The sequence below is a fragment of the Paracoccus ferrooxidans genome (assembly GCF_029909815.1).
Classification (GTDB): Bacteria; Pseudomonadota; Alphaproteobacteria; order Rhodobacterales; family Rhodobacteraceae; genus Paracoccus; species Paracoccus versutus.
In genome coordinates, this window is sequence record NZ_CP038198.1 from 1,976,849 (window position 1) to 2,003,126 (window position 26,278).

Consider the following 26,278-nt stretch of genomic DNA (forward strand, 5'->3'; position numbering starts at 1 on the left):
CAGGAAAACCCTGGGATGCGGATGGCGATGCCCGTCAAATATCTTGTTGCACCCTGCCGCCTGCTGGCTGCGCTCCTGGCGCTGGTCCTGCTGATTCTGCCCGCCTGGGCCGAACCGCCCGCCGCCCCCGACGCGCGGCTGGCGCAGGCGCTGTTCGGCGCCGACGGGCCGGTGGTCCTGGACCGCCGCGAAACCCCGGTGCCGGGCTGGAGCGTCAGCCGCGACGGCCGGGCGCTGGGCATGATCGGCTCGACCTGGGAGATCGCGGCGACAACCGGCTATTCCGGCAAGCCGCTGGACGTGCTGGTCGCGGTCACGCCCAAGGGGGTCATCGCCGGCGCCAGGCTGGTGCGCCAGACCGAGCCGGTGCTGAGCCTCGGGATCTCGCAGGCGCATATCGCCGCCTATGTGGACGGGTTCCGCGGCGTCGACCTGTCGCAGGGCCAAGGGCGGGATCGCGGGCTGCCGCCGGTGATCTCGCGCGCGACGGTCTCGACCGGGGTGATTCGCGACGGCATCCTGCGCAGCGGCCGGGTGCTGGCGCAGGCGCAGGGGCTGGGCGGCGGCGGCATCGACCGCGTGGGCTACCGCCCCGCCACCTGGGCCGAACTGCTGGCCGAGGGGGCATTCGGCCATGCCTCGGTCTCGATGGCCGAGGCGGCGCGGGCCTTTGCCGGCGCCAAGGTGCCGGTCGAGCCATCGGAGGCGCCGTTCCTCGACCTTTATGCCGGGCTGATCGACCCGCCGACCGTCGGGCGCAACCTCTTGGGCGCGCAGGACTTCACCGCCGCCGTGGGCGCCTTGCAGCCGGGACAGGCGCTGGTGGCGGTGCTGTCGCGCGGCCTTTACAGCCCGCGCGGCACGGAATGGCGCCGCTCGGGCCGGTTCGAGCGCATCGCCTTCGAACAGGGCGCGCTGCGGATCGAGCCGGGCGACGGCGATTTCGTCATGGCCGAGACGCTGGCGCTGGCCGACGCACCGGCCTTCAAGGAAATCAGCCTGTTCCGGCTGAACATCGACCCTGCCGCCGGCGGCATCGACCCGCGCCGGCCCTTCGACCTGGTGGTGACGGCGACCCGGCCGCTGGCCGCGGGGGGCGAAGGCGCGCTGCCCATCCGCGCCACCATCCGCCTGCCCGCGGCCTATGCCGTCGCCGAGGCCCCCGCCGTCCCGTTGTGGCAGGAGTTCTGGCTGAAGAAGATCCCCGGCATCGCCATCGTCGGCGCCATGCTGTTCGTGCTGGCGCTGATCCTGTTCGGGCAAGAGGCGCTGGTGCGCCGGCCGATGCTGTGGCGGCGCGTGCGGCTGGGCTTTCTGGCCACCACGCTTTTCGTGCTGGGCTGGGGGCTGAACGGCCAGCTTTCGGTGGTGCAGGTGGTGGCCTTCCTGAACGCGCTGCTGTCCGGCTTTCGCTGGGAGACCTTCCTGATCGAGCCGATCATCTTCCTGATCTGGTCCGCCGTCGCCCTGGGGCTGCTGTTCTGGGGCCGCGGCGTGTTCTGTGGCTGGCTGTGCCCCTTCGGCGCGCTGCAAGAGCTGATGAACGCCGCCGCCCAGCGGCTGGGGGTGCGGCAGATCGCCGTGCCCCAGGCCCTGCACGAGCGGCTATGGGTCATCAAGTATACGCTGTTCGTCGCCATCGTCGCGCTGAGCTTCTACAGCATGGAGCAGGCGCTGATCCTGGCCGAGGTCGAGCCGTTCAAGACCGCGATCTCGATGCGCTTCCTGCGCGCCTGGCCCTTCGTGCTGTTCGCGCTTGCGGTGCTGGCGGGCGGGCTGTTCATCGAGCGGTTCTATTGCCGCTACCTGTGTCCCCTGGGCGCGGGGCTGGCGATCCCGGCCAAGCTGAAGATCTTCGACTGGCTCAAGCGCCGCCCGCAATGCGGCCGCGAATGCCGGCTGTGCGAGACGAAATGCACCGTCGGCGCCATCGACCCGCTGGGCCGGATCAACCCCAACGAATGCGTGCTGTGCCTGCGCTGCCAGGTGGTGATGAACGACCCCGGCACCTGCCCGGTGCTCAAGCGCCGCGCCCGCAGCCCCGCCCCGACCGGAGATGCGCCATGAACCGCCGTCGCTTCCTGCTGCTGACCGCCTGCGCCGCGCTGCCCGGCATGGCAGGCGCCGCACCCGCCGCGCCTTCCCAGGAATGGCGGGGCCGCGCCATGGGTGCCGATGTCACCCTGCGGCTGCATGGCGCAGGCCCGGCGCAGGCGCGCGGCTTCTTTGCCGAGGCGGCGCGGCTGCTGGCCCAGGTCGAAAACCTGTTCTCGCTGCATCGCGATTCGGACCTGGCGCGGCTGAACCGCGACGGGCGGCTGCGCTTTCCCGCCGCCGGCATGGTCGAGCTGCTGGCCCTGTCCGACCGGCTGCATCGCGCCACCGGCGGCGCCTTCGACCCCACCGTGCAGCCGCTGTGGCTGACGCGGGCGCAGGGCGGGGACGAGGCCGCGGCCCGTGCCCTGGCCGGCTGGGATTCGGTCGCCTGGTCGCGGGCCGAGGTGCGGCTGGCCCGCCCCGGCATGGCGCTGACCTTCAACGGCCTGGCGCAGGGCTGGGCCGCCGACAGGCTGGCCGAGGCGGCCGCGCGCCACGGCCTGACCGACCTGCTGATCGACGCGGGCGAGATGCGGGCCTTGGGTGCGGGCGGCTGGCGGGTGGGGCTGGCCGATGCCGCAGGGCGCGAACACCGCCGCATCCGGCTGGGCGACCGGGCGCTGGCGACCTCGTCGCCCGGCGGCACGCTGATCGGCCCGCGCGGCCTGCCGCATATCCTGGCGCCGGACGGCGGGGCGCCGCCTTGGGACACGATCTCGGTCAGCGCCGACAGCGCCGCCCTGGCCGACGGGCTTTCGACCGCGCTTTGCCTGATGCCGCCCGAGGCCGCCTGCGCGGCGCTGGCGCGCCTGCCGGGTTGCCGGATCGAGCTGGCGATCCCCGCGCCGCATGCGGAATTTCCCGGCAAGACCTCAAGCTTTTGCCTCGCTTGACTTTCATCAATGATCGACTCACGCTTGCCGGACAGTGAGGTCGTATCGAAAACAACAGATAGGGGACCCGCGTCATGAGCGAAATCATGACCAAGAACATGGCCCGGAACGTCTTCTACGGCGGGTCCATATTCTTCATCCTGATCTTTGGCGCGTTAACCGTGCATAGCCATATCTATGCCCGCACCAAGGCAGTGGATGAAAGCCAGCTCACCCCCTCGGTCGCCGAGGGCAAGCATATCTGGGAACGCAACGCCTGCATTGACTGCCATACCATCCTGGGCGAGGGCGCCTATTTCGCCCCCGAGCTTGGCAATGTGATGAAACGCTGGGGCGTGCAGGATGATCCCGAATCCGCCTTCGAGACGCTGAAGGGCTGGATGGAATCCATGCCCACCGGAATCGAGGGTCGCCGCCAGATGCCCCGCTTCGATCTGACGGACGAGGAATTCCGGGCGCTGTCGGATTTCCTGCTGTGGACCGGCACGATCAACACCCAGAACTGGCCACCGAACGACGCGGGCTGAGGGGGAAAACCGATGAGATACCATTCGCAACGCATCGCCTATGCCTATTTCCTGGTGGCCATGGCGCTTTTCGCCGTTCAGGTGATTTTCGGCCTGATCATGGGCTGGATCTATGTCAGCCCGAATTTCCTGTCCGAATTGCTGCCCTTTAATATCGCGCGGATGCTGCATACCAACAGCCTGGTCGTCTGGCTGCTCTTGGGCTTTTTCGGCGCGACCTATTACATCCTGCCCGAAGAGGCCGAGCGCGAAATCCATTCGCCGATGCTGGCCTATATCCAGCTGGGCATTTTCGTGCTGGGCACGCTGGGCGTGGTCGTGACCTATCTGTTCGACCTTTTCCATGGCCATTGGCTTTTGGGCAAGGAGGGGCGCGAGTTCCTGGAACAACCGAAATGGGTCAAGGTCGGCATCGCCGTGGCCGCGGTGATCTTCATGTACAACGTCAGCATGACCGCGCTGAAGGGCCGGCGGACGGCGGTCACGAACGTGCTGCTGATGGGCCTGTGGGGGCTGGTGCTGCTGTGGCTCTTTGCCTTCTACAACCCGGCGAACCTGGTCCTCGACAAGCAATACTGGTGGTGGGTGATCCACCTGTGGGTCGAGGGCGTGTGGGAGCTGATCATGGCCGCCATCCTCGCCTTCCTGATGCTCAAGCTGACCGGCGTGGACCGCGAGGTGGTCGAGAAATGGCTTTACGTCATCGTCGCCACGGCGCTGTTCTCGGGCATCCTGGGCACCGGGCACCATTACTACTGGATCGGCCTGCCGGCCTATTGGCAGTGGATCGGCTCGATCTTCTCGAGCTTCGAGATCGTGCCCTTCTTCGCGATGATGTCCTTTGCCTTCGTCATGGTCTGGAAGGGCCGGCGCGATCACCCGAACAAGGCGGCGCTGGTCTGGAGCCTGGGCTGCACCGTGCTGGCCTTCTTCGGGGCCGGGGTCTGGGGCTTCCTGCACACGCTGCACGGGGTGAACTACTATACCCACGGCACGCAGATCACCGCCGCGCATGGCCACCTGGCCTTCTATGGCGCCTATGTCTGCCTGGTGCTGGCGCTTGTGACCTATTGCATGCCGCTGATGAAGAACCGCGACCCCTACAACCAGGTGCTGAACATGGCCTCGTTCTGGCTGATGTCCTCGGGCATGGTGTTCATGACGGTGACGCTGACCTTCGCCGGCACGGTGCAGACCCATCTGCAGCGGGTCGAGGGCGGGTTCTTCATGGACGTGCAGGACGGGCTGGCGCTGTTCTACTGGATGCGCTTCGGCTCGGGCGTCGCGGTGGTGCTGGGCGCGCTGCTCTTCATCTATGCGGTGCTGTTCCCGCGCCGCGAGGTGGTCACAGCCGGCCCGGTGCAGGCGCACAAGGACGGCCATCTGGAGGCTGCGGAGTAAGCCATGAACGCCTATGCGAAACCCGAACGGAACGGGGCGGCCGACGCCCCCTTCTACCTGCCGCAGGGCGACGAGGTCGCGGTCTTCGAGGCCGCCGCCGCGAACGACCTGCCGGTGCTGCTGAAAGGCCCGACCGGCTGCGGCAAGACCCGCTTCGTCGCCCATATGGCGGCGCGGCTGGGCCGGCCGCTTTACACCGTGGCCTGCCATGACGACCTGTCGGCGGCCGACCTGATCGGCCGCTACCTGCTCAAGGGCGGCGAGACGGTCTGGACCGACGGTCCCCTGACCCGCGCCGTGCGCGAGGGCGCGATCTGCTATCTCGACGAGGTGGTCGAGGCGCGCAAGGACGTGACCGTCGTTCTGCACCCGCTGACCGACGACCGCCGCATCCTGCCCATCGACCGCACCGGCGAGGAAATCGAGGCGGCGCCCGGCTTCATGCTGGTCGCCTCCTACAACCCCGGCTACCAGAACATCCTCAAGACGCTGAAGCCTTCGACCCGGCAGCGCTTCGTGGCCATGGAGTTCGACTTTCCCGAACCCCGGCGCGAGGCCGAGATCGTGGCCCGCGAAAGCGGCCTCGACCGCGACCGCACCCTGGGGCTGGTGCGGCTGGCGGGCAAGATCCGCGGCCTCAAGGGCCAGGATCTGGAAGAGGGGGTCTCGACCCGGCTGGTGGTCTATGCCGCCAGCCTGGTCGCGCGGGGCATGTCCCTGGACCGCGCCATCGAGGCGGCGATGATCGAGCCCCTGACCGACGATGCCGAGGTCAAGCGCGGGTTGCGCGACCTGGCCGCGGCGATCTTCGGCTAAGGGAGGACGCCATCATGGGCCTGGACCTGGAACCCTGGGAACCCGAGGAAACCGTCGGCAAGCTCTGGCACGTCTGGGCCAGCAGCTTCGGCGCGCCGGAGGCGTTCGAGGATCAGGCGGTGGCGCTTTCCGAGGTCTCGGGGCGGCTCGCGGTGCTGTTCCGGGCCCTGGGCGGCGGCGCGGGGGTCGAGATCCGGCCCGCCGCCGCCCAGGCATCGCATCATCGCATCGGCTGGCTTCGCCGGCTGGGCACCCCGGCCGAGATGGTGCCGCGCGCAAGTTTCGACGGCGAGATCCTGCGCCTGCCGGAACGGCTGACGGCGCTGCCCTCGCGCCAGGCGAACGGGGCGCTTTACCTGTGGCTGGCGGCCTGCGCTGCGCATGGCAGCCCGGTGCCGCCGCAGGACGATCCGCTGCGCCGCGACCTGGCGCGGCTGGGCGCGGCGCGCCGGGCCGTCGCGGCGACGCTGGAGGATGCGCCGGGCCTGGCCGGGCTTTACGACGATCTGGCCAGGCTGGTGCTGTCCCTGCGCCCCGACCCGCCGCTGCCCCCGGCCGAGGCGGTGGTCGAGGCGCTGGCGCGCCATCTTCTGGGCGATCCCGCGCCGCTGCCGCCCCTGGCCCGCGACTGGCTGGCCGAGCTGGACGATCCGCAGGCCAGGGCGCCGCGCGACTATCACCCGATGCGGCCGGTGCCGCTTTGGCCCGACCTGGCCCTGCCCGAGACGACGCTGGCCGCGGCGCCGGGCGATGCGCCCGACGGCATCGCCGCCGACCCGGCCAGCGCGCGCATGTTCCGCGCCCGCCGCCGGCAGAGCGACCAGCCGCAGCGCCGCGACAGCCTGATCCTGCACAAGTTCGAGGCCCTGCTGAGCTGGGCCGACCTGATGAACCTCAACCGGCATGTCGACGATGACGATCAGGACGACGCGAAGAAGGCGGCCGAGGATCAGGAAGAACTGGGCCTTGGCCAGGTGTCGAAGGCACCGGCGACGCGTTTGCGGCTGCATCTCGATCTTGCGCCCGAGGATGCGGATCTTGAGGCGGTCGCCGGCATCCGCACCTATCCCGAATGGGATGCGCGGCGCGGCCGCTACCTTGCCGATCATGTGCGCGTGCTGGAAAACCGCGCGCCCGAGCATGACGAGGCGCTGACCCCGGACCCCCGTGCGCAAGCCCGCATCCGCGCCGTGCGCCGCCAGTTCGAGGCGCTGCGTCCCGGCCGCGTCACCACCACCGGCCACCGCGACGGCGAGGAACTGGACGCCGAGCTGACCGTCCGCGCCGCCGCCGACCTGCGCGCCACCGGCCAGGGCAGCGACCGCATCTGGCGCCAGTCCCGGCCGCTTGCACGCAACCTTGCGGTGTCGATCCTGCTCGACGTGTCGCGTTCCACCGAAAGCGCGGTGACGGGCCGCGCGGTGATCGAGATCGAGCGCGAGGCGCTGGCGGCGCTGGCCTGGGGGCTGGATGCCTGCGGCGACCGTTTCGCGGTCAACGCCTTTTCCTCGCTGAAGCGCGACCGGGTGTTCCTGACCGCCTGCAAGGATTTCGACGAACCGATGGGCGTCGCGGTCGAACGGCGCATCGCCGGGCTGCGGCCGCGCTTCTATACAAGGCTCGGCGCCGGCATCCGCCATGCCTCGGCCGGGCTGGCGCAGCAGGCCAGCAGCCGGCGGCTTTTGCTGGTCATCACCGACGGCAAGCCCAACGACCTCGACCATTACGAGGGTCGCCACGGCATCGAGGACAGCGCCATGGCGGTGCGCGAGGCGCGGCGCGCCGGCCATGCCGTGCATGGCATCACCGTGGACCGCGACGCGAAAAGCTGGTTTCCCCGCATCTTCGGCCAGGGCGGCTTTTCGCTGATCCCGCATCCCGACCGGCTGCTGGCGGCCCTGCCGGTGATCTATCGCCAGCTGGTGGCGTGATGCGGGTCCAGGATCTGCCGGGCGAGCCGATCATGTGGGTGCTGATCGCCTCGGAACTGCTGGTCTTTGCCGCCGGCATCACCGCCATGGCCGGGGTGCGGCTGACCGACCCGGCCGGCTTTGCCGCGGCGCAGGCGCAACTGCATGGCTGGATGGCGGCGCTGAACACGGCGATCCTGGTCAGCTCGGGCTTCTGCGCCGCCCTGGCCGAGCGCGCCTGCCACCGCGGCGACGGCCGCCGCGCGCGCATCGGGCTGGCGCTGGCCGCCCTGGGGGGCGCGGCCTTCCTGGCGGTGAAGGCGGTGGAATATGCCGGCGACCTGCGCGCGGGCCTGGGGATGGAGAGCCATCCGTTCTTCACCTTCTACTATCTGCTGACCGGCTTTCACGCCGCGCATGTGCTGTTCGGCATCGGCGTGCTGGCGCTGGTCGCGATCCGGTTGCGCCCCGAAGAGGTGCAGGCGGGCGCGGCCTTCTGGCACATGGTCGACCTGGTCTGGGTGCTGATCCTGCCGCCGGTCTACCTGCTGGGCTAGGGGATGGAATTGACGCGCATCTGGCTGACCCTGCTGGCGCTGACCGCCGCGACCACGGCGCTGGCCTTCGTGCCCGGCCCTGCCGCGGCGGCGGCGCTGCTGGCGGTGGCGTTCCTCAAGGCCCGCGCGATCCTGGGCGGCTTCCTGCATCTCGGCCGGGGCTCGGGCTGGCGCGCGGCCTTTACCGTGCCGCTGGCGATCTGGCTGGCGCTGGTCTGGGGGCTGCACGTCATATGACGGCCCCGCCGGTCAGCGACCCGGTTCGTCCCGGTCCTGCGGCGGATGGCCATGCGCCAGGTTGACGAGCTGGGTCTGGCTGTTGACCCCGGTCTTGACGAACAGCGCCTTTTGCTGGGTTCGCACCGTCTCGTGCGACAGCCCGGCCGCCTCGGCGATCTGCCTGAGGTTGAAGCCTTGCAGCAACCCGCCCAGCACCCTGCCTTCCGCGGCGGTCAGGTCATGGGCCAGGCGCAGCCGGTCGCGCTTTTGTTCAAGGTCCAGCCCGTGCAGCCCCGGATCGACCACCAGCATGACGCAGGGGCCAAGCAGCAGTTCCGACAATTCGTCACGGCGGATGCGGACCATGGTGATCGTGGCCTGCGCCGTCCTGAACTCTGCCAGCTTGCGCCCGGCGCGGTTGCGCGACAGCATCTTGCCCAGGCAGTCGTCGGCGGCCTGATCGACCAGCCCGACCGTGCCAAAGGGCGATTGCCGGACCGCCTGCCAAACCTTGTCCGAGAGTTGCGCGGCCGGCGACACCGGCAGGATCTTGCGATCCGCGCCGACGATCATCACCCCAAGGTCCAGCGATTGCGACAGCACCGCGGGCAGTTCCGCCAGCGCGCCCAGCCCCGAGCCGCGGCGGCACCAGGCCATGGCCCGGTGCAGGTGTGCGGAAATCCGGTTGAAGGTTTGCGACCATGCCTCGATCAGCGCGGACTGGCCCAGCGGGGCCATGATCGTCAGTGTCGCCGTGCCCGAACGCCGCGCATCCAGCAGCAGCCCCGCCGCCGTGTCCAGCCCCAGCGGCCTGAGGAAACCGTCGTGAAATTCGGTGCGCAGCAATTCGTCATGCGGCACCAGCCGATGCGCCGGCATGGACTGGCGCGACTGGGCCGCCATCGCCCGCTCCATCCAGGGGTTGCGGTGGGTATAGTAGTCCACATATTCCGCCAGCGCCTTTTCCGGCGCGCTGTTGTGCAGGATGGAGCAGCTGCCGTCGGCGCCCTGGTAGAACATCGCCCCCATGCCGCCCGGTGTTGCGCGCTCGATCTCGGCCAGGAAGTCGCGCCAGCTGCGCTCGCCCAGAAGGATCGCATAGATCAGGTCGGTCAGCCGTTCCTCGATGCCGTTCATGGACCGCCTGAAATGCCCCGCCTGCCTCTTGCTTTGCAGCCCTTGCCGCGGGCAGGGGGCGGGCCTTGTCCGGCCCGTGCATCCGACCCGGACGGGAATGCCGGGGTCGATGTTATTTTCGGATCCGCCCAGGTCAAGCGCCGATACCGGGCAAGGCCATGTTTTGGCCGCATTTTCGACAGCGCCGCGCCCCGCCGGCTACGCGGGGCAGCTGGCCATCCACCCGTCCGGGGCATAGACACAGGACTGATTCGCGGTCTGCCTTGCCTCGGCGGCCAGGCGGCGGGTGTCCTGCAAGGCGGCCGGGATGCCGGCGACGCATTCGGCGTCCCCGGCAGCCCTGGCCTCGGCCAGGCAGGTTTCCAGCACCGCAATGCCCTGTTCGCGCCGCATCATGCCATCTTGGCCGAGACATGGACCGAGCTGCCGCCTTGCGCGCCCAGGGGCAAGCAGCCGGTCGGAATAGTCGCGAAGCCGGCTGCTTGCCGCGCGGCCTTGCGGCCGCTGCTCGCATTTCCCGGTGCCGGGCCGGGATGCGCCTGCCGAGGCCGCTGCGGGCGTGTCCAGCGTGGCGGTTGCGCTTTGGATCGGCGACCCCGTGGCGGCGGGCGCAGCCTCGGCCGCCGAACGGCGCTGGGCGGCATCGTTCGGGCTGGCGGTCGCGACCTGAAGCCTGGCGTCGCGATAGGCATCCCCGCCGAAGGCCGCCCCCGGCAGGCCCACGGCCGCGGTCATCTCGCTCTGGTTCACCTGGTCGGCGGTTGCGGGGTCCAGCCCGGAGGTGTCGCAGGCCGACAACAGCATCAAGGGCGCCAAGGCACTGGCAAGAGCAAAGCCGCGGTGCGTTTCAACCTTTCCATGGAAAGCAATGCGCCGTCGCTATCGCGCAACCGCCGGCGGGCCTTCACCCGATGGGGCGAGGGCCGGCGCGGCGCGCGGTGATTTCCAATGCCGGGGGCGGCGGGTCAGTCCATGGCCAGCATGCGCAATTCGGCGATGTCGGCGATGGTGGCCTTGTCGGCCTCGACCTCGACGCCATGCTGGCGCAGCCGGGCGAAGGCGCGCGACAGGCTTTCGGGCTGCATGCCCAGGTGCCCGGCGATCAGGCGCTTGTTATAGGGCAGCCGGACTTCGGCCGGGCCGGCCACGGCATCCGACAGGTCGGCCAGGAACTGCGCCACCCGCTGCACCCCGGTATGGGCCTTGAGCTTTTCGATCTGGTCCACCAGCCCTTGCAGATGCACGAAGGTCGAGGCGAGCAGGCCGATGGCGAATTCCTGGTTCTCCAGCAGAAGCTGGCGCAGCCGCGCCCCGTCGATCTGCAGGACCGTGCAGTCCGACACCGCCTCGGCCGAGACGGGATAGGGCGTGCCGCGCAGCGCCATCGCCTCGGCGAAGCTGCGGTTGCGGCCCAGGATCGCCACCACCGCCTCGGACCCGCCGGGGGTCAGCCGCGACAGCTTGATGAAGCCGTTCAGCACGATGAACACCGCCCGCGCCGGATCGCCTTGCAGGAAGATGGTCTCGCCCTCGCGATAACTGCGGCGCTGGGCGTCCTTCAGCAGCTTGTCGCGCACTTCGGGGGCCAGCCCGTTCAGCAGAACGGATTTCTTCACCGCCTCGGGCAGGGGGGCGTTCATCGCAGCCTCATCCTTGGTTTCGCGCGGGGCCGAGTGTCGCACGAGCGGCGGGCGAGGAAAAGACCGTGCGTTCCACTCGGCATTTGCCGGCCATCAGGGCGACAGCCAATGCTCGCGCAAGGCGAAATCGCGGTCCAGCAGCACCAGCTCGGCCGGCCGGCCGGGTGCCAGCGTGCCATGACGGTCCTGCAAGCCCAGCAGTTCCGCGGGAATGGCCGAGGCCATGCGCAGCGCGCGTTCGGGTGCGATGCCGACCTGGCGGACCAGCACGGCGACGGCCTGCGGCAGCGTCAGGTCGGCGCCGGCCAGCGTGCCGTCGGCCAGCGTCAACCGCCCGTCGCGGCGCAGCACCTTGCGGCCGCCCAGTTCCATCTCGGTTAGATCGGTGCCGGCGAAGGCCATGCAGTCGCTGACCAGGAAGATGCCCTCGGGTCGCGCCCCCAGCGCCAGCCGCATCACCGCCGGATGGACGTGGATGCCGTCGGCGATCAGCCCGGCGCCCGCCTCGCCGGCCAGCACCGCGCCCACCAGCCCCGGCGCGCGGTTGCCGATCTGGCTCATGGCGTTGAACAGGTGCGTGGCGCAGCGGGCACCGGCGGCAAAGCCGGCCTGCGCCTGTTCGAAACTGCAATCGCTGTGGCCCAGGCTGACCACCGCGCCGGCCCCGGCAAGGGCGGCGATCTGCTGCGGGCTTGCCGCCTCGGGCGCCAGCGTCACCATCAGCGCCGGCAACTGCCGCGCGGCCTCGCACAGCCGGGCCAGGTCGTCCTCGGCCATCGGCCGGATCAGCGCCGGGTCGTGCGCGCCCTTGCGGCGCGGGTCGAGATGCGGCCCCTCCAGATGCAGACCCAGGAAGCCCGGCACCTGTGCCTTGGCCGCCGCGATCCCCAGCGCGATGACATGGGCGGTGGCCGCGGGCGTGTCGGTGATCAGCGTCGGCAGCACCCCGGCGGTGCCAAGCGCGCGATGCGCGGCGCAGATGCGGCGCAGCCCGTCCAGATCGGTCTGGCCGTCCAGCATCAGCCCGCCGCCGCCGTTCACCTGCAGGTCCAGGAAGGCCGGGGCCAGGATGCCCGTGACCGCCCGCCGCCCCTCGGCCGGGGCCTCGGGCTCGGGCAGGATGGCGGCGATTTCGCCCGCCTCGATCACCAGCGCATGACCGTCGAGGAAACGCGCACCGTCGAAGATGCGGGCGCCGGTCAGGACCTCGCGCGCCATCACACCGTCTCCGTCACCTTGCGCAGATGCGGCGGCGTGTCGGGGTCGAAGCCGCGCCGCCGCGCCAAGCCCTCGATGAAGGCGTAGAAGCCGGCGATGGTGACAAGCGGCGCCACCAGCGGATGCAGGCCGGGGACCGAGGGCAGGGTGACGGCGCCGCCGACCTCGGTGCCGGTGACGAAGACATCCGCGCCTTGCGCCGCCAGCCGCTCGGCCGTGGCCTTCAGCTGGGGCAGGGCGGCGTCCTCGATCCCCAGCGCCAGCACCGGAAAGCCGGCCTGCACGATGGCGGCGGGGCCGTGCAGCACCTCGGCGGCCGAATAGGCCTCGGCATGGATGCCCGAGGTCTCCTTGAACTTCAGCGCCGCTTCGCAGGCGATGGCGAAGCTGGGGCCGCGGCCGAGGACAAAGGCCGACGATGCCCGCGCCAGCCGCGCCGACAGCGGCGACCAGTCCAGCGCCACGGCCTGCGCCAGCCCTTCGGGCAGGGCGGCGACGGCGTCCTGCAAGGCGTGATCCTGCCGCCATTCCGCCAGCAGCGACAGGCCGGCCAGCACCGAGCAGACGAAGGTCTTGGTGGCGGCGACGCTTTTCTCCTCGCCCGCCTGCAGGGGCAGGCAATGGGCCGAAACCTGCGCCATCGGGCTGTCGGGGACATTGGTGATGGCGATGGACAGCGCGCCGCCCTGGCCCGAGGCGCGCATCATTTCGACCCCGTCCGGGCTGCGGCCGGATTGCGAGATGCCGATGCAGGCCGCCTTGCCCAGCCGCAGGGGCCGGCGATAGATCGAGGCGATGGAGGGCCCGACCGAGGCGACCGGCACGCCCGCCTCCAGCTCGATGGCGTATTTCAGATAGGTCGCGGCATGGTCGGACGACCCCCGCGCCACCGTCACCACCAGGTCGGGATCCTTGCGGCGCAGGGCGCTGGCGGCATCCAGCACCGCGTCGCGCGAACGGTCAAGGAAACGGGCGGCGGCTTCGGGGATCTCGGCCACTTCGCGCGCCATATGCGTCTGGCTCATCACGGGTTCCTTTCGCCTTCCGGGGCAAGTTTCAGTTCCACGGCGAAGTCATAGGCATCGCCGCGATAGAGCGAGCGGGTGAACTCGACCACCTTGCCCGAGGGCAGGTAGGAGATGCGTTCGATCCGCAGTCCGGCCACGCCGGGATTGACGCCCAGCAGCTCGGCGTCCTTGGCGTTCAGGTTCGCGGCCGAGATGCGCTGCACCGCCCGCACCGGCCGCAGCCCGCGGCCTTGCAGCACGGCGTAAAGCGAATCGGTGACGCCTTCGGGATCGGGCAGGATCGCCTGCGACAGCGAGGCGCGCTCGATGGCCAGCGGCACCCCGTCCGAGCTGCGCACTCGTTCCAGCCGCGCCACCTTTTCGCCGACGCCCAGCCCCAGCGCCATCACCTCTTCGGGCGCCGGGGCGTGCAGGCCCCGCGCGATCCAGCGGCTTTCGACGCTGCGGCCGCGCCGGGCCATGTCCTCGGTAAAGGATGTCAGCAGCGACAGCGCCTGTTCCAGCTTTTCGACCCTGGGCGCGACGAAGGTGCCCGAGCCGCGCCTTTGCACCAGCTGCCCCGAGGCGACCAGCTCCGCCACCCCCTTGCGCACGGTGACGCGCGACAGGCCGGTCATCGCCGCCAGTTCGCGTTCCGACGGCAGGCTGTCGCCCGGCTGCAGCCGCCCCGAGGCGATGGCCTCGGCGATCAGCCGGTGCAATTGCAGGTAAAGCGGGCCGCCGCCGGTTTCCTCGAAAGCCTCGGGGGTGAACAGCTCGCCCATCACGCCTCCTGCCGGGCCAGGTGCAGCGCGCCGTCGAGGCCCGAGCCCCTGGGCGGCTGGATGGGCCACAGCCCCTGCAGGCGGGCGGCGTAATGCGCGCCAAGCCCGCCCAGGAACACCACCGGCAGGTCGCGGCTGGCCTGCAAGGTGTCGATCATGGCGCGGATCTCGGCCACGGCCGCGGCAAAGATGCGCTCGCCCGCCGGGTCGGTGCCGGCGGTGATGCGCGGCGCGAATGCGGCGAATTCGGCGGGCCGGGCGCGGAAGCCGAAGGAGATCACCCCCTCGATCCCGCCCAGCTCGTCCAGGACGGCTTGCAGCAGCGGGCTCATCGGCGCGAAGCCGTCCTCGGCGCGCAGGGCCTCGGACAGAAGCGCCCGGCCCAGCACCGCGCCGCTGCCCTCGTCGCCCAGGACGAAGCCGCGCCCGCCATATTGCCGCATCTCGCCGCCGATCTGTACCGCAAAGACCGAGCCGGTGCCCATCGCGGCGACGATGCCGTCCCCGCCCCCCAGCGCGCCGGTGGCGGCGGTGACGGCATCGGTGACGATGCGCGTGCGGCGAAAGGGCAGCATGGCCTGCAGGCTGCGGGCGGCGGCGGTGACATTGGCGCCGGCCAGGCCCAGCACGGCGGTCAGCTCGTCCAGGTGGCCCCGCCCGGCGTCCTGAAGCGCGGCGCGGGCGGCGGCGAGGATATTGGCGCAGGCCCCCTCGGTCTCGACCGAGATATTCGCCGGCCCCGCCGCGCCCCGGCCGATGATCCGGCCCGAGCCGTCCGCGATGGCGGCGCGGCAGCCGGTCCCTCCTCCGTCTATGCCCAGGAAATATGACATGGCGACTCCCTTTGCAGGCAAGATACCAAAACAATACCAAATGGGAAGGGTTAATTTGAATTTCCTCAAGAAACGCCGTTTTTCGGCCTTTTTGAAGAAGGGGGTTTACAAGTGGTATTGTTTTGGCATTATCAACGGAACAGGGGGAATCACATGACCGCATCCGGCACCGAGGCAAGGCATCCGGCATCGACAGGGCTTCACGCGCGCCCCGGCGGCGACGTGCTGCGCATCCTGCTGGAGGCGCAGGTCGCGGCGCTGGCTGCGTTGCAGCCCGCCTTGCCGGCACTGGAACGCGCGGCCGAGGCCGCAGCAGAGACGCTGCGCCGGGGCGGCAAGCTCGGCTATGCCGGGGCCGGTTCCTCGGGGCTGATGGCGCTGGCCGATTGCCTGGAACTGGCCGGCACCTTCGGCATCGCGCCCGAGCGCGCGCCGATGATGTTCGCCGGCGGGACCGAGGCGCTTTTGCACCTGCAAGGCAGCGTCGAGGACGACCCGCGGCTTGCGCTGGCCGACCTGGACCGTTCCGGGCTGGCGGCGGGAGATGTGCTCTTGTGCCTCTCGGCCTCGGGGCGCACGCCCTATGCGCTGGCGATCTGCGCGGCGGCGCAGGAGCGGGGCGTGACCGTGGCCGGCCTAGCCAATGTGGCGGGCTCGGCCCTGCTGGAACGCGCCGACATCCCGGTGCTGATCGAGACCGGGGCCGAGGTGGTTTCCGGCTCGACCCGCATGGGGGCGGCCACGGCGCAGAAGGTGGCGCTGAACATGCTGTCGGTGCTGGTGGCGATCCGGCTGGGCCATGTCCATGACGGCTACATGGTCAACCTGGTGGCCGACAACATCAAGCTGGTGGACCGCGCCGCCCGCATCGTCGCCGCCGTGGCGGGGGTCGGGCGCGACGCGGCCGAGACGGCGCTGTCGCGCAGCGGCGGCGCGGTGAAGCCCGCGATCCTGGTCGCGCGCGGCATGGCGCCTGATATGGCCCAGGCGCGGCTGGCCGAAACCGGGGGCCTGCTGGCCCCGCTGATCTGATTGCAACCGGAGGGTCCGCGAGAGACCCGATGCCGAAGGGAGAAGACCATGACCAAGACCATCCGCCTGGCGCTGCTGGCCAGCACATTGCTGACCGGCGCCGCCTGGGCCCAGGACGTGACGCTGACCATCGAGAGCTGGCGCAACGACGACCTCGCCATCTGGCAGGAAAAGATCATCCCGGCCTTCGAGGCGGCCAATCCCGGCATCAAGATCAATTTCGCGCCCTCGGCGCCGCCGGAATACAACGCGGTGCTGAACTCCAAGCTGGATGCGGGCTCGGCCGGCGACCTGATCACCTGCCGGCCCTTCGACGCCTCGCTGGAACTGTTCAAGAAGGGCAAGCTGGCCGACCTGAGCGACCTGGCGGCGATGGCGAATTTCTCGGACGTGGCGAAATCGGCCTGGCAGACCGATGACGGCGCCCAGACCTTCTGCGTGCCGATGGCCTCGGTGATCCACGGCTTCATCTACAACAAGACCGCCTTCGAGGAACTGGGGCTGACACCGCCGAAGACCGAGGCCGAGTTCTTTGCCCTGCTCGACAAGATCAAGGAGGACGGCACCTATATCCCGATGGCCATGGGCACCGCGGACCAGTGGGAGGCCGCGACCATGGGCTACCAGAACATCGGCCCGAACTACTGGAAGGGCGAGGAGGGCCGCAAGGCGCTGATCGAGGGCACGCAAAAGCTGACCGACGAAGGCTGGGTCGCACCCTTCCGCCAGCTGGCGAAATGGAAGGACTACCTGGGCGACGGGTTCGAGGCGCAGACCTATCCCGACAGCCAGAACCTGTTCACGCTGGGCCGCGCCGCGATCTATCCGGCCGGGTCTTGGGAGATCGGTGTCTTCGGCCCGCAGATCGGCGGCGCCTTCGAGATGGGCGCCTTTCCGCCCCCCGTCCCGGCCGAGGGCGACACCTGCCATATCAGCGACCATACCGACATCGCGCTGGGCATGAACGCGGCGACGAAGCACCCGGAAGAGGCGCGGAAATTCCTGGAATGGGTCGGTTCGTCCGAGTTCGCCACGCTTTACGCCAATGCGCTGCCGGGCTTCTTCTCGCTGAATTCGGCGCCGGTCGAGATGGAGGATGCGCTGGCCAAGGAATTCGTCTCCTGGCGCGAGAGCTGCGAGCCCACCATCCGCTCGACCTACCAGATCCTGTCGCGGGGCACGCCGAACCTGGAGAACGAGACCTGGACCGCCTCGGCCAATGTCATCACCGGCACCGAGACGCCCGAGGCCGCGGCCGAGCGGCTGCAACAGGGCCTGGCCTCGTGGTACGCGCCGCAGCAGAACTGAGCCTCGGCCGGGCCTGACGGCCGGAAGTGAATGTGGCCGGGCCTGGTGGCCCGAGGTGAAATGTTGCCGGGCCTGGCGGCCCGGCGGTGGCGGGGGGCTTTCCGCCCCCCGCACCCCCCGAGGGTATTTTTCAACGGAGAAGGAGGGCGTCATGGCGCAGCGGAAAGCGTTTCGCTGGCATATCGCGGTGTTTCTTGCGCCCGCGGTGCTGGTCTATACCGCCATCATGATCGTGCCGCTGTTCGGGACGCTGAACCTGTCGCTGTTCAACACCGGCGAGCAGGGCCGCGTCTTCGTCGGCCTGCGGAATTTCGCCACGCTGTTCGGCGATCCGCGCTGGTCGGCGAGTTTCTGGAACGCGCTGGGCAACAACGCCTGGTTCTTCCTGGTCCACATGCTGGTGCAGAATCCGGTCGGCGTGGCGCTGGCGGCGCTGCTGAGTTCGCCGCGGCTGCGCGGCGCGGCCTTCTATCGCACCGCGATCTTCATCCCGACCATCCTGAGCTTCGTCATCGTCGGCTTCGTCTGGAAGCTGATCCTGTCGCCGATCTGGGGCATTGCGCCGGGCATGCTGGACGCCGTCGGGCTGAAGAGCCTGTTTGCGCCCTGGTTGGGCCGCGAGGGCACGGCGCTGACCACCCTGGCGCTGATCTCGGTCTGGCAGTTCGTCGGTATCCCGATGATGCTGATCTATGCCGCGCTGCTGTCGATCCCCGACGAGGTGATCGAGGCGGCCGAGATGGACGGCGTCACCGGCTGGTCGCAGTTCTGGAAGATCAAGCTGCCGCTGATCCTGCCCTCGATCGGCATCATCTCGATCCTGACCTTCGTCGGCAATTTCAACGCTTTCGACCTGATCTACGTCACGCAAGGCGCCTTGGCGGGGCCGAATTTCTCGACCGACATCCTGGGGACGTTCCTTTACCGGACCTTCTTCGGCTTCCAGCTGCAGATCGGCGACCCGCATATGGGCGCGACCATCGCCACCGCCATGTTCGGCATCATCCTGCTGGGCGTCGGCTTCTACCTGTTCGCCATCCAGCGCCGGCTGCGCCGCTATCAGTTCTGAGGGGAGAGCCATGAGCCAAGCCCGCCATTCCACCGCCCGCAGCCTGGCTGCCCATGCGGTGCTGATCCTCTATACCGTGATCGCGCTGTTTCCGGTATTCGTCGTGGTCATCAACAGCTTCAAGAACCGCCGCGCGATATTCGCCGACCCGCTGGCCGTGCCCACGACGGAAAGCTTCGACCTGGTCGGCTATCGCACGGTGCTGGCGCAGGGGGATTTCCTGCTTTACTTCCAGAACTCGCTGGTCGTGACCGTGGCCAGCCTGTTCTTCGTGCTGCTGTTCGGCGCCATGGCGGCCTTCGCCCTGTCGGAATACCGCTTTCGCGGCAACATGCTGATGGGGCTTTACCTGGCCTTGGGGATCATGATCCCGATCCGGCTGGGCACCGTCGCCATCCTGCAGATGATGGTCGCATCCGGGCTGGTCAATACGCTGACGGCGCTGGTGCTGGTCTATACCGCGCAAGGGTTGCCGCTGGCGGTGTTCATCCTGTCCGAGTTCATGCGCGGCGTCTCGGACGACCTGAAGAACGCGGGCCGCATCGACGGGCTTTCGGAATACACCATCTTCTTCCGGCTGGTGCTGCCCTTGGTGCGGCCGGCCATGGCCACCGTCGCCGTCTTCACCATGATCCCGATCTGGAACGACCTGTGGTTCCCGCTGATCCTGGCGCCCAGCGAGGCGACCAAGACCGTCACCCTGGGCAGCCAGGTCTTCATCGGCCAGTTCGTCACCAACTGGAATGCGGTGCTGGCGGCGCTGAGCCTCGCCATCCTGCCGGTGCTGGTGCTTTACCTCGTGTTCTCGCGCCAGCTGATCCGCGGCATCACCGCCGGCGCCGTCAAATGATCCGTCTTGCAGCAAGGAGACCCCGATGGGAGCCCTGACCCTTACCCAAGTCACCAAGTCCTTCGGCACCACCCAGGTCATCAAGGGCGTGGACCTGGCGGTTGAGGATGGCGCGTTCTGCGTCTTCGTCGGCCCCTCGGGCTGCGGCAAGTCCACGCTTCTGCGCATGATCGCCGGGCTCGAGGACGTGACCTCGGGCGACGTGGCCATCGACGGCGCGCGGGTGAACGACCTGGCCCCGGCCCGGCGCGAGATCGCCATGGTGTTCCAGAGCTATGCGCTTTACCCGCATCTGACCGTGCGCGACAACATGGGGCTGGCGTTGAAACAGGCCGGCACGCCCAGGGCACAGATCGAGGCGGCGACCGGCAAGGCGGCCGAGATGCTGGCGCTGGCGCATCTGCTGGAGCGGCGCCCGGCCGAGCTGTCGGGCGGCCAGCGCCAGCGCGTCGCCATCGGCCGCGCCATCGTGCGGCGCCCGAAGCTGTTCCTGTTCGACGAGCCGCTGTCGAACCTCGACGCCGCGCTGCGCGTGCAGACCCGGATCGAGATTGCCCGGCTGCATCGCGAACTGGGCGCGACGATGATCTATGTCACCCACGACCAGGTCGAGGCGATGACGCTGGCCGACAAGATCGTCGTATTGCGCGGCGGCGTGGTCGAGCAGGTGGGCCGCCCCATGGACCTTTACAACGATCCCGACAACACCTTCGTCGCTGGCTTCATCGGCAGCCCGCAGATGAATTTCCTGGATGCCGGCAAGCTGGGCCTGCGCTCGGCCCGGCTGGGCATCCGCCCCGAGCATCTGGTGCCGGGCGGCGGCCAGATCGGCGGCCGCGTCAGCCATGTCGAGAAGCTGGGCGGCGAGACGCTGGTCTATGTCGCATCCGAGGACCACGGCCTTTTGACCGTGCGGCTCTTCGGCGAGCAGGACTATGCCGTGGACGAGGTGGTCGGGCTGGGCTTCGAGCCGAACCGCGCCTTTCACTTCGACGCCGAGGGGCGGCGGCTGCGCTAGATCACCACGACGCCGGAATGCTTGGCCTTGTGTTCCGGCTCGACATGGATGGTGATGAACGCGCCGGGCAGCTTGCGCTTGAGCGCCTGTTCGATGTGGTCGCAGATGTCATGGGCGGCATCGACCGTGGTCTGGCCGTCCACCACCAGGTGGAAGTCGATGAAGGTGCGCGGCCCGGCATGGCGGGTGCGCAGGTCATGCGCCTCGATGGCACCGATGGCGGTGTCCGAGATGGTGGCGCGGATCTCGGCCAGCGTGTCCTCGGAAACCGCCTCGTCCATCAGGCCCGAGAGCGAGCTGGCCATGACCTTCCAACCCGACCACAGGATGTTCAGGGCGACCAGCGCCGCCAGCGCCGGGTCCAGCACCGCCCAGCCGGTGAGGACCGCCAGGGTCACGCCCGCCACCACGCCCACGGACGAGATCACGTCCGACAGGAGATGCCGCCCGTCGGCGACCAGCGCCGGCGATTTCAGCCGGCCGCCGCGGCTGATCAGCACCCAGCACCACAGCGCGTTCAGCACGCTGGCCAGGCCGTTGACCAGAAGCCCTTCGAGCGGCGCATCCAGCATGCGCGGGTTCTGGAAGCCGTGCCATGCCTCGCGCAGGATCAGCAGCGCGGCGACGATGATCATCACCCCCTCCAGCACGGCGCTGAAGAACTCGGCCTTGTGATGGCCATAGGGGTGGCCGCGGTCGGCGGGCTTGGCCGCGACCCGGATCGCGATCAGCGCGGCGACGGCGGTGGCGACGTTCACCGTGCTTTCCAGCGCATCCGACAGCAGCGCGACCGAGCCGGTCAGCCACCAGGCAAGCGCCTTCAGCGCCAGAACGACCAGCCCGACGAGGATGCTGCCGAAGGCGATCTTTTCGGTCGCAGACATGGGCGCTTCCTTTTCCGAATCCGTCGCGCCGGGGTTTTATCCGGGTTGGCGGCCAGGGCCAACCGGCCTTGCGGGAAAGTTGCGTGCTGCGGGAAAGGGGGCGCCCCGGTCAGGCCCGGAAGGTGCGTGCCGCCGGGTTGCCCGAACGGGGACGCGCAGCCCCGGCATAAAGATCCGAGGATTTTTCCAGCTGGTCGCGCTGGATCTGATGCGGTTCGGCCGGGATCCTTCTGGCCGCCCATGCGTCGGCGGCGAAAAGGGCGCAGACGCCCGCGCCCAGGAAACCGAGGGCCGAGACCCACCAGGGCAAGCCCAGGATCATCGACAGGATTGCGGCTCCCAGGCTGGCCAGCACGCTTGTGAACATGATCCCCGTCGGCTCCACCAACTGAACAGTATAGTTCACATAGCATGCCCGAAGCGCGATTCAACGGAAGTGTTTCGGGTGGAGCGGCATTTGTCCGGGTGGCCGGGGGTGCCGGTGGCCGGGATGGTCCCTGGCGCAGCTAAAGGAAAGGGGGCCCGCAGGCCCCCGATCCGTCCTATTCCGCCGGCACCGCCGCCAGATCCTCGACCGGGGCGATGGGATATTGCAGATGCGGCAGCATCTCCCTGGGGCAGACTTGCAGGAAGTTCGCCTTTTCGTCCTCCCAGTTCTGCAGGATCTCCTCGGCCCGGCGCGAGCGGGTCTCTTGGTGGTGCCGCTCGATCAGGTCGCGCAGCTGCTCTTCCCAATGTGCCTGCGTCACCGGGCACAGGACCAGCGTCTCGGCGTTGATATAGTCGCGCGCCAGCCCCTCGGGGTCATAGAGATAGGCCATGCCCCCGGTCATGCCGGCACCGAAGTTCGCGCCGATCCGGCCCAGGATCACCGCGACGCCGCCGGTCATGTATTCGCAGCCGTTCGAGCCGCAGCCCTCGATCACCACTTTGGCGCCCGAGTTCCTGACCGCGAAGCGTTCGCCCGCGCGGCCGGCGGCGAAGAGATGGCCGTCGGTCGCGCCGTAAAGCACGGTATTGCCGATGAGGGTGTTCTCGGCCGCCTTCAGCGGGCTGCCCATCGGCGGGCGCACGACGATGGTGCCGCCGGACAGGCCCTTGCCGACATAGTCGTTGGCATCGCCCGAGACCTCGATCTTCAGCCCCGGCGCGGCGAATGCGCCCAGCGACTGGCCCGCGCTGCCGGTCAGGCGCACGGTCAGGTGATCGGGTTGCAGCTTGTTGCGCATGCCGAAGGTCTGCACGATCATCGACGAGGTGCGCGTGCCCACCGTCCGCTGCGTGTTCCTGACCGCATAGGAAAGCTGCATCTTCTCGCCGTCCGAGAAGAAGCGGCCGGCATCGCGGATGATCTCGGCGTCCAGCGTGTCGGGCACCGCGTTGCGCGGCTTCGAACGGTCGTAGACGATCTTTTCCGAGCCATCGACGGTGATGAGCAGCGGGTTCAGGTCCAGGTCGTCCAGCGACTTGTCGCCGCGGCTGACCTGGGTCAGCAGGTCGGCGCGGCCGATCACCTCGTCCAGCGAGCGCGCGCCGATGCTGGCCAGGATCTCGCGCACCTCGGTGGCGTAGAAGGTGATCAGGTTCACCACCTTGTCGGCCGAACCGTTGAACATCGCGCGCAGCTTTTCGTCCTGGGTGCAGACGCCGACCGGGCAGGTGTTCGACTGGCACTGGCGCACCATGATGCAGCCCATGGCGATCAGGGCGGCGGTGCCGATGCCGTATTCCTCGGCCCCCATCATCGCCGCCATGACGATGTCGCGCCCGGTGCGCAGGCCCCCGTCGGTGCGCAGCGTCACCCGGTCGCGCAGGCGGTTCATCGCCAGCACCTGGTGCGCCTCGGTCAGGCCCATCTCCCAGGGCAGGCCGGCGAACTTGATCGAGGTGGCCGGCGAGGCCCCGGTGCCGCCGTTGTGCCCCGAGATCAGGATCACGTCGGCCTTGGCCTTGGCCACGCCCGCCGCAATGGTGCCGACGCCCGAGCTTGCCACCAGCTTCACCGTGATCTTGGCGCGCGGGTTGATCTGCTTGAGGTCATAGATCAGCTGCGCCAGATCCTCGATCGAATAGATGTCGTGGTGCGGCGGCGGCGAGATCAGCGTCACGCCCTTGGTCGAATGCCGCAGCCGGGCGATCAGGTCCGTCACCTTCATGCCGGGCAGCTGGCCGCCCTCGCCGGGCTTGGCGCCCTGGGCGACCTTGATCTCCAGCTCCTCGCAGGCGTTCAGGTATTCTGCGGTGACGCCGAACCGGCCCGAGGCGACCTGCTTGATCTTGGCGCAGGGGTTGTCGCCATTGGGCAGCGGGTGGCTGTGGACCGGGTCTTCGCCGCCCTCGCCCGAGTCGGATTTCGCGCCGATGCGGTTCATGGCGATGTTCAGCGTCATATGCGCCTCGGGCGACAGCGCGCCCAGCGACATGCCCGGCGTCACGAAGCGCTTGCGGATCGAGGTGATCGATTCCACCTCTTCCAGCGGCACCGGCTTGCCCAGCGGCTTGATGTCCAAGAGGTCGCGGATATGGATCGGCGGGTTTGCCCGCATGGTCGCGGTGAACTGCTTCCAGATGTCGTAGGACGCCTTTTCGCAGGCCAGCTGCAACAGCCGCATGGTATTGGCTTCCCAGGCGTGCTTCTCGCCCGAGCGGCGCGCCTTGTAGAAGCCGCCCACCGGCAGCAGATCGACCAGGGCCGCGCGGAAGCCCTTGGCATGGGCCTCTTCCAGCTTGGCTTGCAGCCCGTGCAGGCCGATGCCCGAGATGCGCGACTGCATGCCGGGGAAATATTCCGCCACCATGGCGCGGGAAAGCCCCACCGCCTCGAAGTTCAGCCCGCCGCGATACGAGGACAGGACCGAGATCCCCATCTTGGCCATGATCTTCAGCAGGCCCGCGTCGATGGCCTCGCGATAGCGGGTCATGATGTCGATCAGGTTGCCGTCCAGCAGCCCGCGCTCGATCCGCTCGGCCAGGGTGTCCTGCGCCAGATAGGGGTTCACCGTGGTCGCGCCGCAGCCGATCAGCACCGCGAAATCATGCGGGTCCACGCATTCCGAGGCGCGCACGTTCAGCGAGCAGAAGGTCCGCAGCCCCTTGCGCGTCAGCCAGCTGTGCACCGCGCTGGTCGCCAGGATCATCGGCACGCCGACGCGGCTGGCCGAGATGCCCTCGTCGGTCAGGATGATATGGCCGTTGCCGGACCGCACGGCATCCTCGGCCTCGGCGCGGATGCGCGCCAGCGCCTCGCCCAGGGCATCGGCGCCGCCATCGACCGGGAAGGTGCAGTCGATCTGCGTCGCCTGGTCGCGGAACATGCGGGTCAGCTCCTCGAACTCGCCATTGGCGAGGAAGGGGCTTTCCAGCATGGTGATCTCGGCATGGGTCGAGCTTTCCTCAAGCACGTTCTTGAGGTTGCCGAAGCGGGTGCGCAGGCTCATCACCCGGCTTTCGCGCAGGCTGTCGATGGGCGGGTTCGTCACCTGGCTGAAGTTCTGCCGGAAGTAATGCGACAGCGGCCGGAACTGGCGCGACAGCACCGCGGGCGGCGTGTCGTCGCCCATCGAGGCCAGCGCCTCCTTGGCGTCCTCGGCCATCGGGACCAGCATCTGCTCGACCAGCTCGACCGTATAGCCGACGGCGATCTGGCGGCGGTGCAGTTCCTCGCCGACATGCAGCGGGGTCTCGGGCAGCTTGGCCATCAGCTCCGAGGGCTGGACGACCTTTTCCACCCAGTCGCCAAAGGGCTGGCTGGCCGCCAGGTGGTCCTTGATCTCGCGGTCGTGGTAAAGCTTGCCCTCGGCCATGTCGACGGCGATCATCTGGCCCGGACCCAGCGCGCCCTTTTCGCGCACGGCGGTCTCGTTCACCGGGACCATGCCGGCCTCGGAGCCCGCGATCAGCAGGTTGTCGCCGGTCACGACATAGCGCAGCGGCCGCAGCCCGTTGCGGTCCAGGCCGCCGCAGACCCAGCGCCCGTCGGTCATCGCCAGCGCCGCCGGCCCGTCCCAGGGCTCCATGATCGAATTGCAATAGGCATACATGTCCGCCCAGGCCTTGGGCATGTCGGTGGTGGCCTTGGACCAGGCCTCCGGCACCAGGATGGTCTTGGTCATCGGCGCATTGCGCCCCGAGCGCACCAGCACCTCGAACACCGCGTCCAGCGCCGCGGAATCGGACGAGCCGCCGGGGATGATCGGCTTGATGTCCTCGGCCATCTCGCCGAAGGTCCGCGAGGCCATGCGGATCTCGTGGCTGCGCATCCAGTTCGAGTTGCCCTTGAGCGTGTTGATCTCGCCGTTATGGGCCAGCATGCGGAAGGGCTGCGCCAGCCACCATTGCGGGAAGGTGTTGGTGGAATAGCGCTGGTGATAGATGGCAAAGGCGGATTCGAAGCGCTCGTCCTTGAGGTCGGGATAGAACTCGGCCACCTGTTCGGCCAGCATCATGCCCTTGTAGATGATGCTGCGGCAGGACAGCGTGCAGATATACATGCCCGCGATCTGCGCCGCCATCGCCGCCTTCTCGATCCGGCGGCGGATGATGTAAAGCTCGCGCTCGAACTGCTCGTCGTCGATGTCCTTGTCGCAGCGGATCAGGATCTGCTCGATCTCGGGGCGGGTGGCATTGGCCTTTTCGCCCAGGACTGAGGTGTTCACCGGCACGTGGCGCCAGCCGTAGATGTAATGGCCCATGCGCAGCACTTCGGATTCCACGATGGTCCGGCAACGCTCCTGCGCGGCGAAATCGGTGCGCGGCAGGAAGACCTGGCCCACGGCGATCAGCTTGTCGTGGTCGGGCTCGTGCCCGGTGCGGCGCACCTGGTCGTAGAAGAAGGGCACCGGGATCTGCACATGGATGCCGGCGCCGTCGCCGGTCTTGCCGTCGGCGTCCACGGCGCCGCGGTGCCAGATCGCCTTCAGCGCGGTGATGCCGCTTTCCACCACCTTGCGGCTGGCCTTGCCGTCGATGCTGACGACCAGCCCGACCCCGCAGGACGAATGCTCGTCCTCGGCACGGTAGAGCGAATGTTCCGCCATCCAGTCGCGGCGGGCCTGTTCCTGCTGTTCCCAGCTCATCT

General features: G+C 68.9%; 24 protein-coding genes. 14 read left to right on the forward strand and 10 right to left on the reverse strand.

From position 1 onward, the window contains the following. Positions 1–21: 21 nt before the first annotated feature. The 8 genes from E3U26_RS09935 to E3U26_RS09970 all read left to right on the forward strand — a co-directional run bounded on the left by E3U26_RS09935 (position 22) and on the right by E3U26_RS09970 (position 8,438). Positions 22–2,067: a NosR/NirI family protein gene (locus E3U26_RS09935; RefSeq protein WP_116223286.1), complete on the forward strand. Its 2,046-nt coding sequence runs from the start codon at positions 22–24 to the stop codon at positions 2,065–2,067. Further along, entirely contained in the window at positions 2,064–2,990 is a 927-nt protein-coding gene (locus E3U26_RS09940) for an FAD:protein FMN transferase (protein WP_499104770.1), read from the forward strand. The genes E3U26_RS09935 and E3U26_RS09940 overlap by 4 nt, the downstream gene beginning before the upstream one ends. A 74-nt stretch (positions 2,991–3,064) precedes the next feature. Continuing rightward, positions 3,065–3,517 (forward strand): c-type cytochrome, encoded by a 453-nt coding sequence (locus E3U26_RS09945; protein ID WP_036751962.1) that lies wholly within the window; start codon positions 3,065–3,067, stop codon positions 3,515–3,517. Positions 3,518–3,529: 12 nt separating this feature from the next. After that, positions 3,530–4,918, forward strand: coding sequence for a cbb3-type cytochrome c oxidase subunit I (locus tag E3U26_RS09950; RefSeq protein WP_036751959.1), 1,389 nt, complete (start codon positions 3,530–3,532; stop codon positions 4,916–4,918). A 3-nt stretch (positions 4,919–4,921) separates the two neighbouring features. Beyond that, on the forward strand, positions 4,922–5,734 hold the full coding sequence (locus tag E3U26_RS09955; protein WP_036751956.1) for a CbbQ/NirQ/NorQ/GpvN family protein: 813 nt from the start codon (positions 4,922–4,924) through the stop codon (positions 5,732–5,734). 14 nt (positions 5,735–5,748) lie between these two features. Then, the gene (locus tag E3U26_RS09960) at positions 5,749–7,665 is read left to right on the forward strand and encodes a nitric oxide reductase activation protein NorD (RefSeq protein WP_243783572.1); all 1,917 of its coding nucleotides are present in this window, start codon (positions 5,749–5,751) and stop codon (positions 7,663–7,665) included. After that, entirely contained in the window at positions 7,665–8,201 is a 537-nt protein-coding gene (locus tag E3U26_RS09965) for a cytochrome c oxidase subunit 3 (RefSeq protein WP_214273322.1), read from the forward strand. The genes E3U26_RS09960 and E3U26_RS09965 overlap by 1 nt, the downstream gene beginning before the upstream one ends. A 3-nt stretch (positions 8,202–8,204) precedes the next feature. Then, entirely contained in the window at positions 8,205–8,438 is a 234-nt protein-coding gene (locus E3U26_RS09970) for a cytochrome C oxidase subunit IV family protein (protein ID WP_036751948.1), read from the forward strand. 12 nt (positions 8,439–8,450) lie between these two features. On the opposite strand, the gene E3U26_RS09975 is transcribed toward E3U26_RS09970, so the two are convergent. The 7 genes from E3U26_RS09975 to E3U26_RS10005 all read right to left on the reverse strand — a co-directional run bounded on the left by E3U26_RS09975 (position 8,451) and on the right by E3U26_RS10005 (position 15,040). Next, the gene (locus tag E3U26_RS09975; protein ID WP_243783573.1) at positions 8,451–9,557 is read right to left on the reverse strand and encodes a helix-turn-helix transcriptional regulator; all 1,107 of its coding nucleotides are present in this window, start codon (positions 9,555–9,557) and stop codon (positions 8,451–8,453) included. A gap of 198 nt (positions 9,558–9,755) precedes the next feature. After that, positions 9,756–10,361: a hypothetical protein gene (locus E3U26_RS09980; protein ID WP_243783574.1), complete on the reverse strand. Its 606-nt coding sequence runs from the start codon at positions 10,359–10,361 to the stop codon at positions 9,756–9,758. Between the two features lie 161 nt (positions 10,362–10,522). Next, the gene (locus tag E3U26_RS09985; protein WP_036751943.1) at positions 10,523–11,197 is read right to left on the reverse strand and encodes a Crp/Fnr family transcriptional regulator; all 675 of its coding nucleotides are present in this window, start codon (positions 11,195–11,197) and stop codon (positions 10,523–10,525) included. 93 nt (positions 11,198–11,290) lie between these two features. Further along, a complete protein-coding gene (nagA, locus tag E3U26_RS09990) occupies positions 11,291–12,415 on the reverse strand; it encodes an N-acetylglucosamine-6-phosphate deacetylase (protein WP_243783575.1) in 1,125 nt (374 codons plus the stop codon). After that, the gene (locus E3U26_RS09995; protein WP_072461081.1) at positions 12,415–13,440 is read right to left on the reverse strand and encodes an SIS domain-containing protein; all 1,026 of its coding nucleotides are present in this window, start codon (positions 13,438–13,440) and stop codon (positions 12,415–12,417) included. Before E3U26_RS09995 ends, nagA begins: the two co-directional genes overlap by 1 nt. Next, positions 13,440–14,207: a GntR family transcriptional regulator gene (locus E3U26_RS10000; RefSeq protein WP_036751936.1), complete on the reverse strand. Its 768-nt coding sequence runs from the start codon at positions 14,205–14,207 to the stop codon at positions 13,440–13,442. Before E3U26_RS10000 ends, E3U26_RS09995 begins: the two co-directional genes overlap by 1 nt. Continuing rightward, positions 14,207–15,040 carry a glucosamine kinase nucleotide-binding domain-containing protein gene (locus tag E3U26_RS10005; protein ID WP_499104773.1) on the reverse strand — a complete coding sequence of 278 codons (834 nt, stop codon included), beginning with the start codon at positions 15,038–15,040 and terminating at the stop codon, positions 14,207–14,209. The genes E3U26_RS10000 and E3U26_RS10005 overlap by 1 nt, the downstream gene beginning before the upstream one ends. On the opposite strand from E3U26_RS10005, the gene E3U26_RS10010 reads away from it, so the two are divergent. The 6 genes from E3U26_RS10010 (at position 15,039) to E3U26_RS10035 (ending at position 20,317) form a co-directional block, all read left to right on the forward strand. Beyond that, positions 15,039–15,197, forward strand: coding sequence for a hypothetical protein (locus E3U26_RS10010; protein ID WP_499104774.1), 159 nt, complete (start codon positions 15,039–15,041; stop codon positions 15,195–15,197). The genes E3U26_RS10005 and E3U26_RS10010 overlap by 2 nt on opposite strands. After that, a complete protein-coding gene (locus tag E3U26_RS10015) occupies positions 15,194–16,072 on the forward strand; it encodes an N-acetylmuramic acid 6-phosphate etherase family protein (RefSeq protein ID WP_499104775.1) in 879 nt (292 codons plus the stop codon). Before E3U26_RS10010 ends, E3U26_RS10015 begins: the two co-directional genes overlap by 4 nt. Positions 16,073–16,120: 48 nt before the next feature. Next, positions 16,121–17,380 carry an ABC transporter substrate-binding protein gene (locus E3U26_RS10020; protein ID WP_243783578.1) on the forward strand — a complete coding sequence of 420 codons (1,260 nt, stop codon included), beginning with the start codon at positions 16,121–16,123 and terminating at the stop codon, positions 17,378–17,380. Positions 17,381–17,531: 151 nt separating this feature from the next. Further along, a complete protein-coding gene (locus E3U26_RS10025; protein ID WP_114535034.1) occupies positions 17,532–18,449 on the forward strand; it encodes a carbohydrate ABC transporter permease in 918 nt (305 codons plus the stop codon). A 10-nt stretch (positions 18,450–18,459) separates the two neighbouring features. Continuing rightward, positions 18,460–19,299, forward strand: coding sequence for a carbohydrate ABC transporter permease (locus E3U26_RS10030; protein ID WP_243783579.1), 840 nt, complete (start codon positions 18,460–18,462; stop codon positions 19,297–19,299). 25 nt (positions 19,300–19,324) lie between these two features. Continuing rightward, on the forward strand, positions 19,325–20,317 hold the full coding sequence (locus tag E3U26_RS10035) for an ABC transporter ATP-binding protein (RefSeq protein WP_114535035.1): 993 nt from the start codon (positions 19,325–19,327) through the stop codon (positions 20,315–20,317). Here the strand turns inward: E3U26_RS10035 and E3U26_RS10040 are convergent. The 3 genes from E3U26_RS10040 to gltB form a co-directional block, all read right to left on the reverse strand. Further along, on the reverse strand, positions 20,314–21,201 hold the full coding sequence (locus E3U26_RS10040) for a cation diffusion facilitator family transporter (RefSeq protein WP_243783580.1): 888 nt from the start codon (positions 21,199–21,201) through the stop codon (positions 20,314–20,316). The two genes, E3U26_RS10035 and E3U26_RS10040, sit on opposite strands and share 4 nt — an antisense overlap. 109 nt (positions 21,202–21,310) lie before the next feature. Further along, the gene (locus E3U26_RS10045; RefSeq protein WP_499104777.1) at positions 21,311–21,607 is read right to left on the reverse strand and encodes a hypothetical protein; all 297 of its coding nucleotides are present in this window, start codon (positions 21,605–21,607) and stop codon (positions 21,311–21,313) included. A gap of 136 nt (positions 21,608–21,743) precedes the next feature. Beyond that, entirely contained in the window at positions 21,744–26,276 is a 4,533-nt protein-coding gene (gene gltB / locus E3U26_RS10050) for a glutamate synthase family protein (protein WP_499105792.1), read from the reverse strand. Between the last annotated feature and the right edge of the window lie 2 nt (positions 26,277–26,278).

Coding starts and splice junctions, on each gene's coding strand:
- E3U26_RS09950 (WP_036751959.1), top strand. CDS start 3,530: ATGAGATACCATTCGCAACGCATCGCCTATGCCTATTTCCTGGTGGCC.
- E3U26_RS09970 (WP_036751948.1), top strand. CDS start 8,205: ATGGAATTGACGCGCATCTGGCTGACCCTGCTGGCGCTGACCGCCGCG.
- E3U26_RS10035 (WP_114535035.1), top strand. CDS start 19,325: ATGGGAGCCCTGACCCTTACCCAAGTCACCAAGTCCTTCGGCACCACC.
- E3U26_RS09975 (WP_243783573.1), bottom strand. CDS start 9,557: ATGAACGGCATCGAGGAACGGCTGACCGACCTGATCTATGCGATCCTT.
- E3U26_RS09945 (WP_036751962.1), top strand. CDS start 3,065: ATGAGCGAAATCATGACCAAGAACATGGCCCGGAACGTCTTCTACGGC.
- E3U26_RS09980 (WP_243783574.1), bottom strand. CDS start 10,361: ATGCTGTTGTCGGCCTGCGACACCTCCGGGCTGGACCCCGCAACCGCC.
- E3U26_RS09940 (WP_499104770.1), top strand. CDS start 2,064: ATGAACCGCCGTCGCTTCCTGCTGCTGACCGCCTGCGCCGCGCTGCCC.
- E3U26_RS10025 (WP_114535034.1), top strand. CDS start 17,532: ATGGCGCAGCGGAAAGCGTTTCGCTGGCATATCGCGGTGTTTCTTGCG.
- E3U26_RS09955 (WP_036751956.1), top strand. CDS start 4,922: ATGAACGCCTATGCGAAACCCGAACGGAACGGGGCGGCCGACGCCCCC.
- E3U26_RS10015 (WP_499104775.1), top strand. CDS start 15,194: ATGACCGCATCCGGCACCGAGGCAAGGCATCCGGCATCGACAGGGCTT.
- E3U26_RS10010 (WP_499104774.1), top strand. CDS start 15,039: ATGGCGACTCCCTTTGCAGGCAAGATACCAAAACAATACCAAATGGGA.
- nagA (WP_243783575.1), bottom strand. CDS start 12,415: ATGGCGCGCGAGGTCCTGACCGGCGCCCGCATCTTCGACGGTGCGCGT.
- E3U26_RS10005 (WP_499104773.1), bottom strand. CDS start 15,040: ATGTCATATTTCCTGGGCATAGACGGAGGAGGGACCGGCTGCCGCGCC.
- E3U26_RS09965 (WP_214273322.1), top strand. CDS start 7,665: ATGCGGGTCCAGGATCTGCCGGGCGAGCCGATCATGTGGGTGCTGATC.
- E3U26_RS09985 (WP_036751943.1), bottom strand. CDS start 11,197: ATGAACGCCCCCCTGCCCGAGGCGGTGAAGAAATCCGTTCTGCTGAAC.
- E3U26_RS09960 (WP_243783572.1), top strand. CDS start 5,749: ATGGGCCTGGACCTGGAACCCTGGGAACCCGAGGAAACCGTCGGCAAG.
- E3U26_RS10030 (WP_243783579.1), top strand. CDS start 18,460: ATGAGCCAAGCCCGCCATTCCACCGCCCGCAGCCTGGCTGCCCATGCG.
- E3U26_RS10020 (WP_243783578.1), top strand. CDS start 16,121: ATGACCAAGACCATCCGCCTGGCGCTGCTGGCCAGCACATTGCTGACC.
- E3U26_RS09995 (WP_072461081.1), bottom strand. CDS start 13,440: ATGAGCCAGACGCATATGGCGCGCGAAGTGGCCGAGATCCCCGAAGCC.
- gltB (WP_499105792.1), bottom strand. CDS start 26,276: ATGAGCTGGGAACAGCAGGAACAGGCCCGCCGCGACTGGATGGCGGAA.
- E3U26_RS09935 (WP_116223286.1), top strand. CDS start 22: ATGGCGATGCCCGTCAAATATCTTGTTGCACCCTGCCGCCTGCTGGCT.
- E3U26_RS10040 (WP_243783580.1), bottom strand. CDS start 21,201: ATGTCTGCGACCGAAAAGATCGCCTTCGGCAGCATCCTCGTCGGGCTG.
- E3U26_RS10000 (WP_036751936.1), bottom strand. CDS start 14,207: ATGGGCGAGCTGTTCACCCCCGAGGCTTTCGAGGAAACCGGCGGCGGC.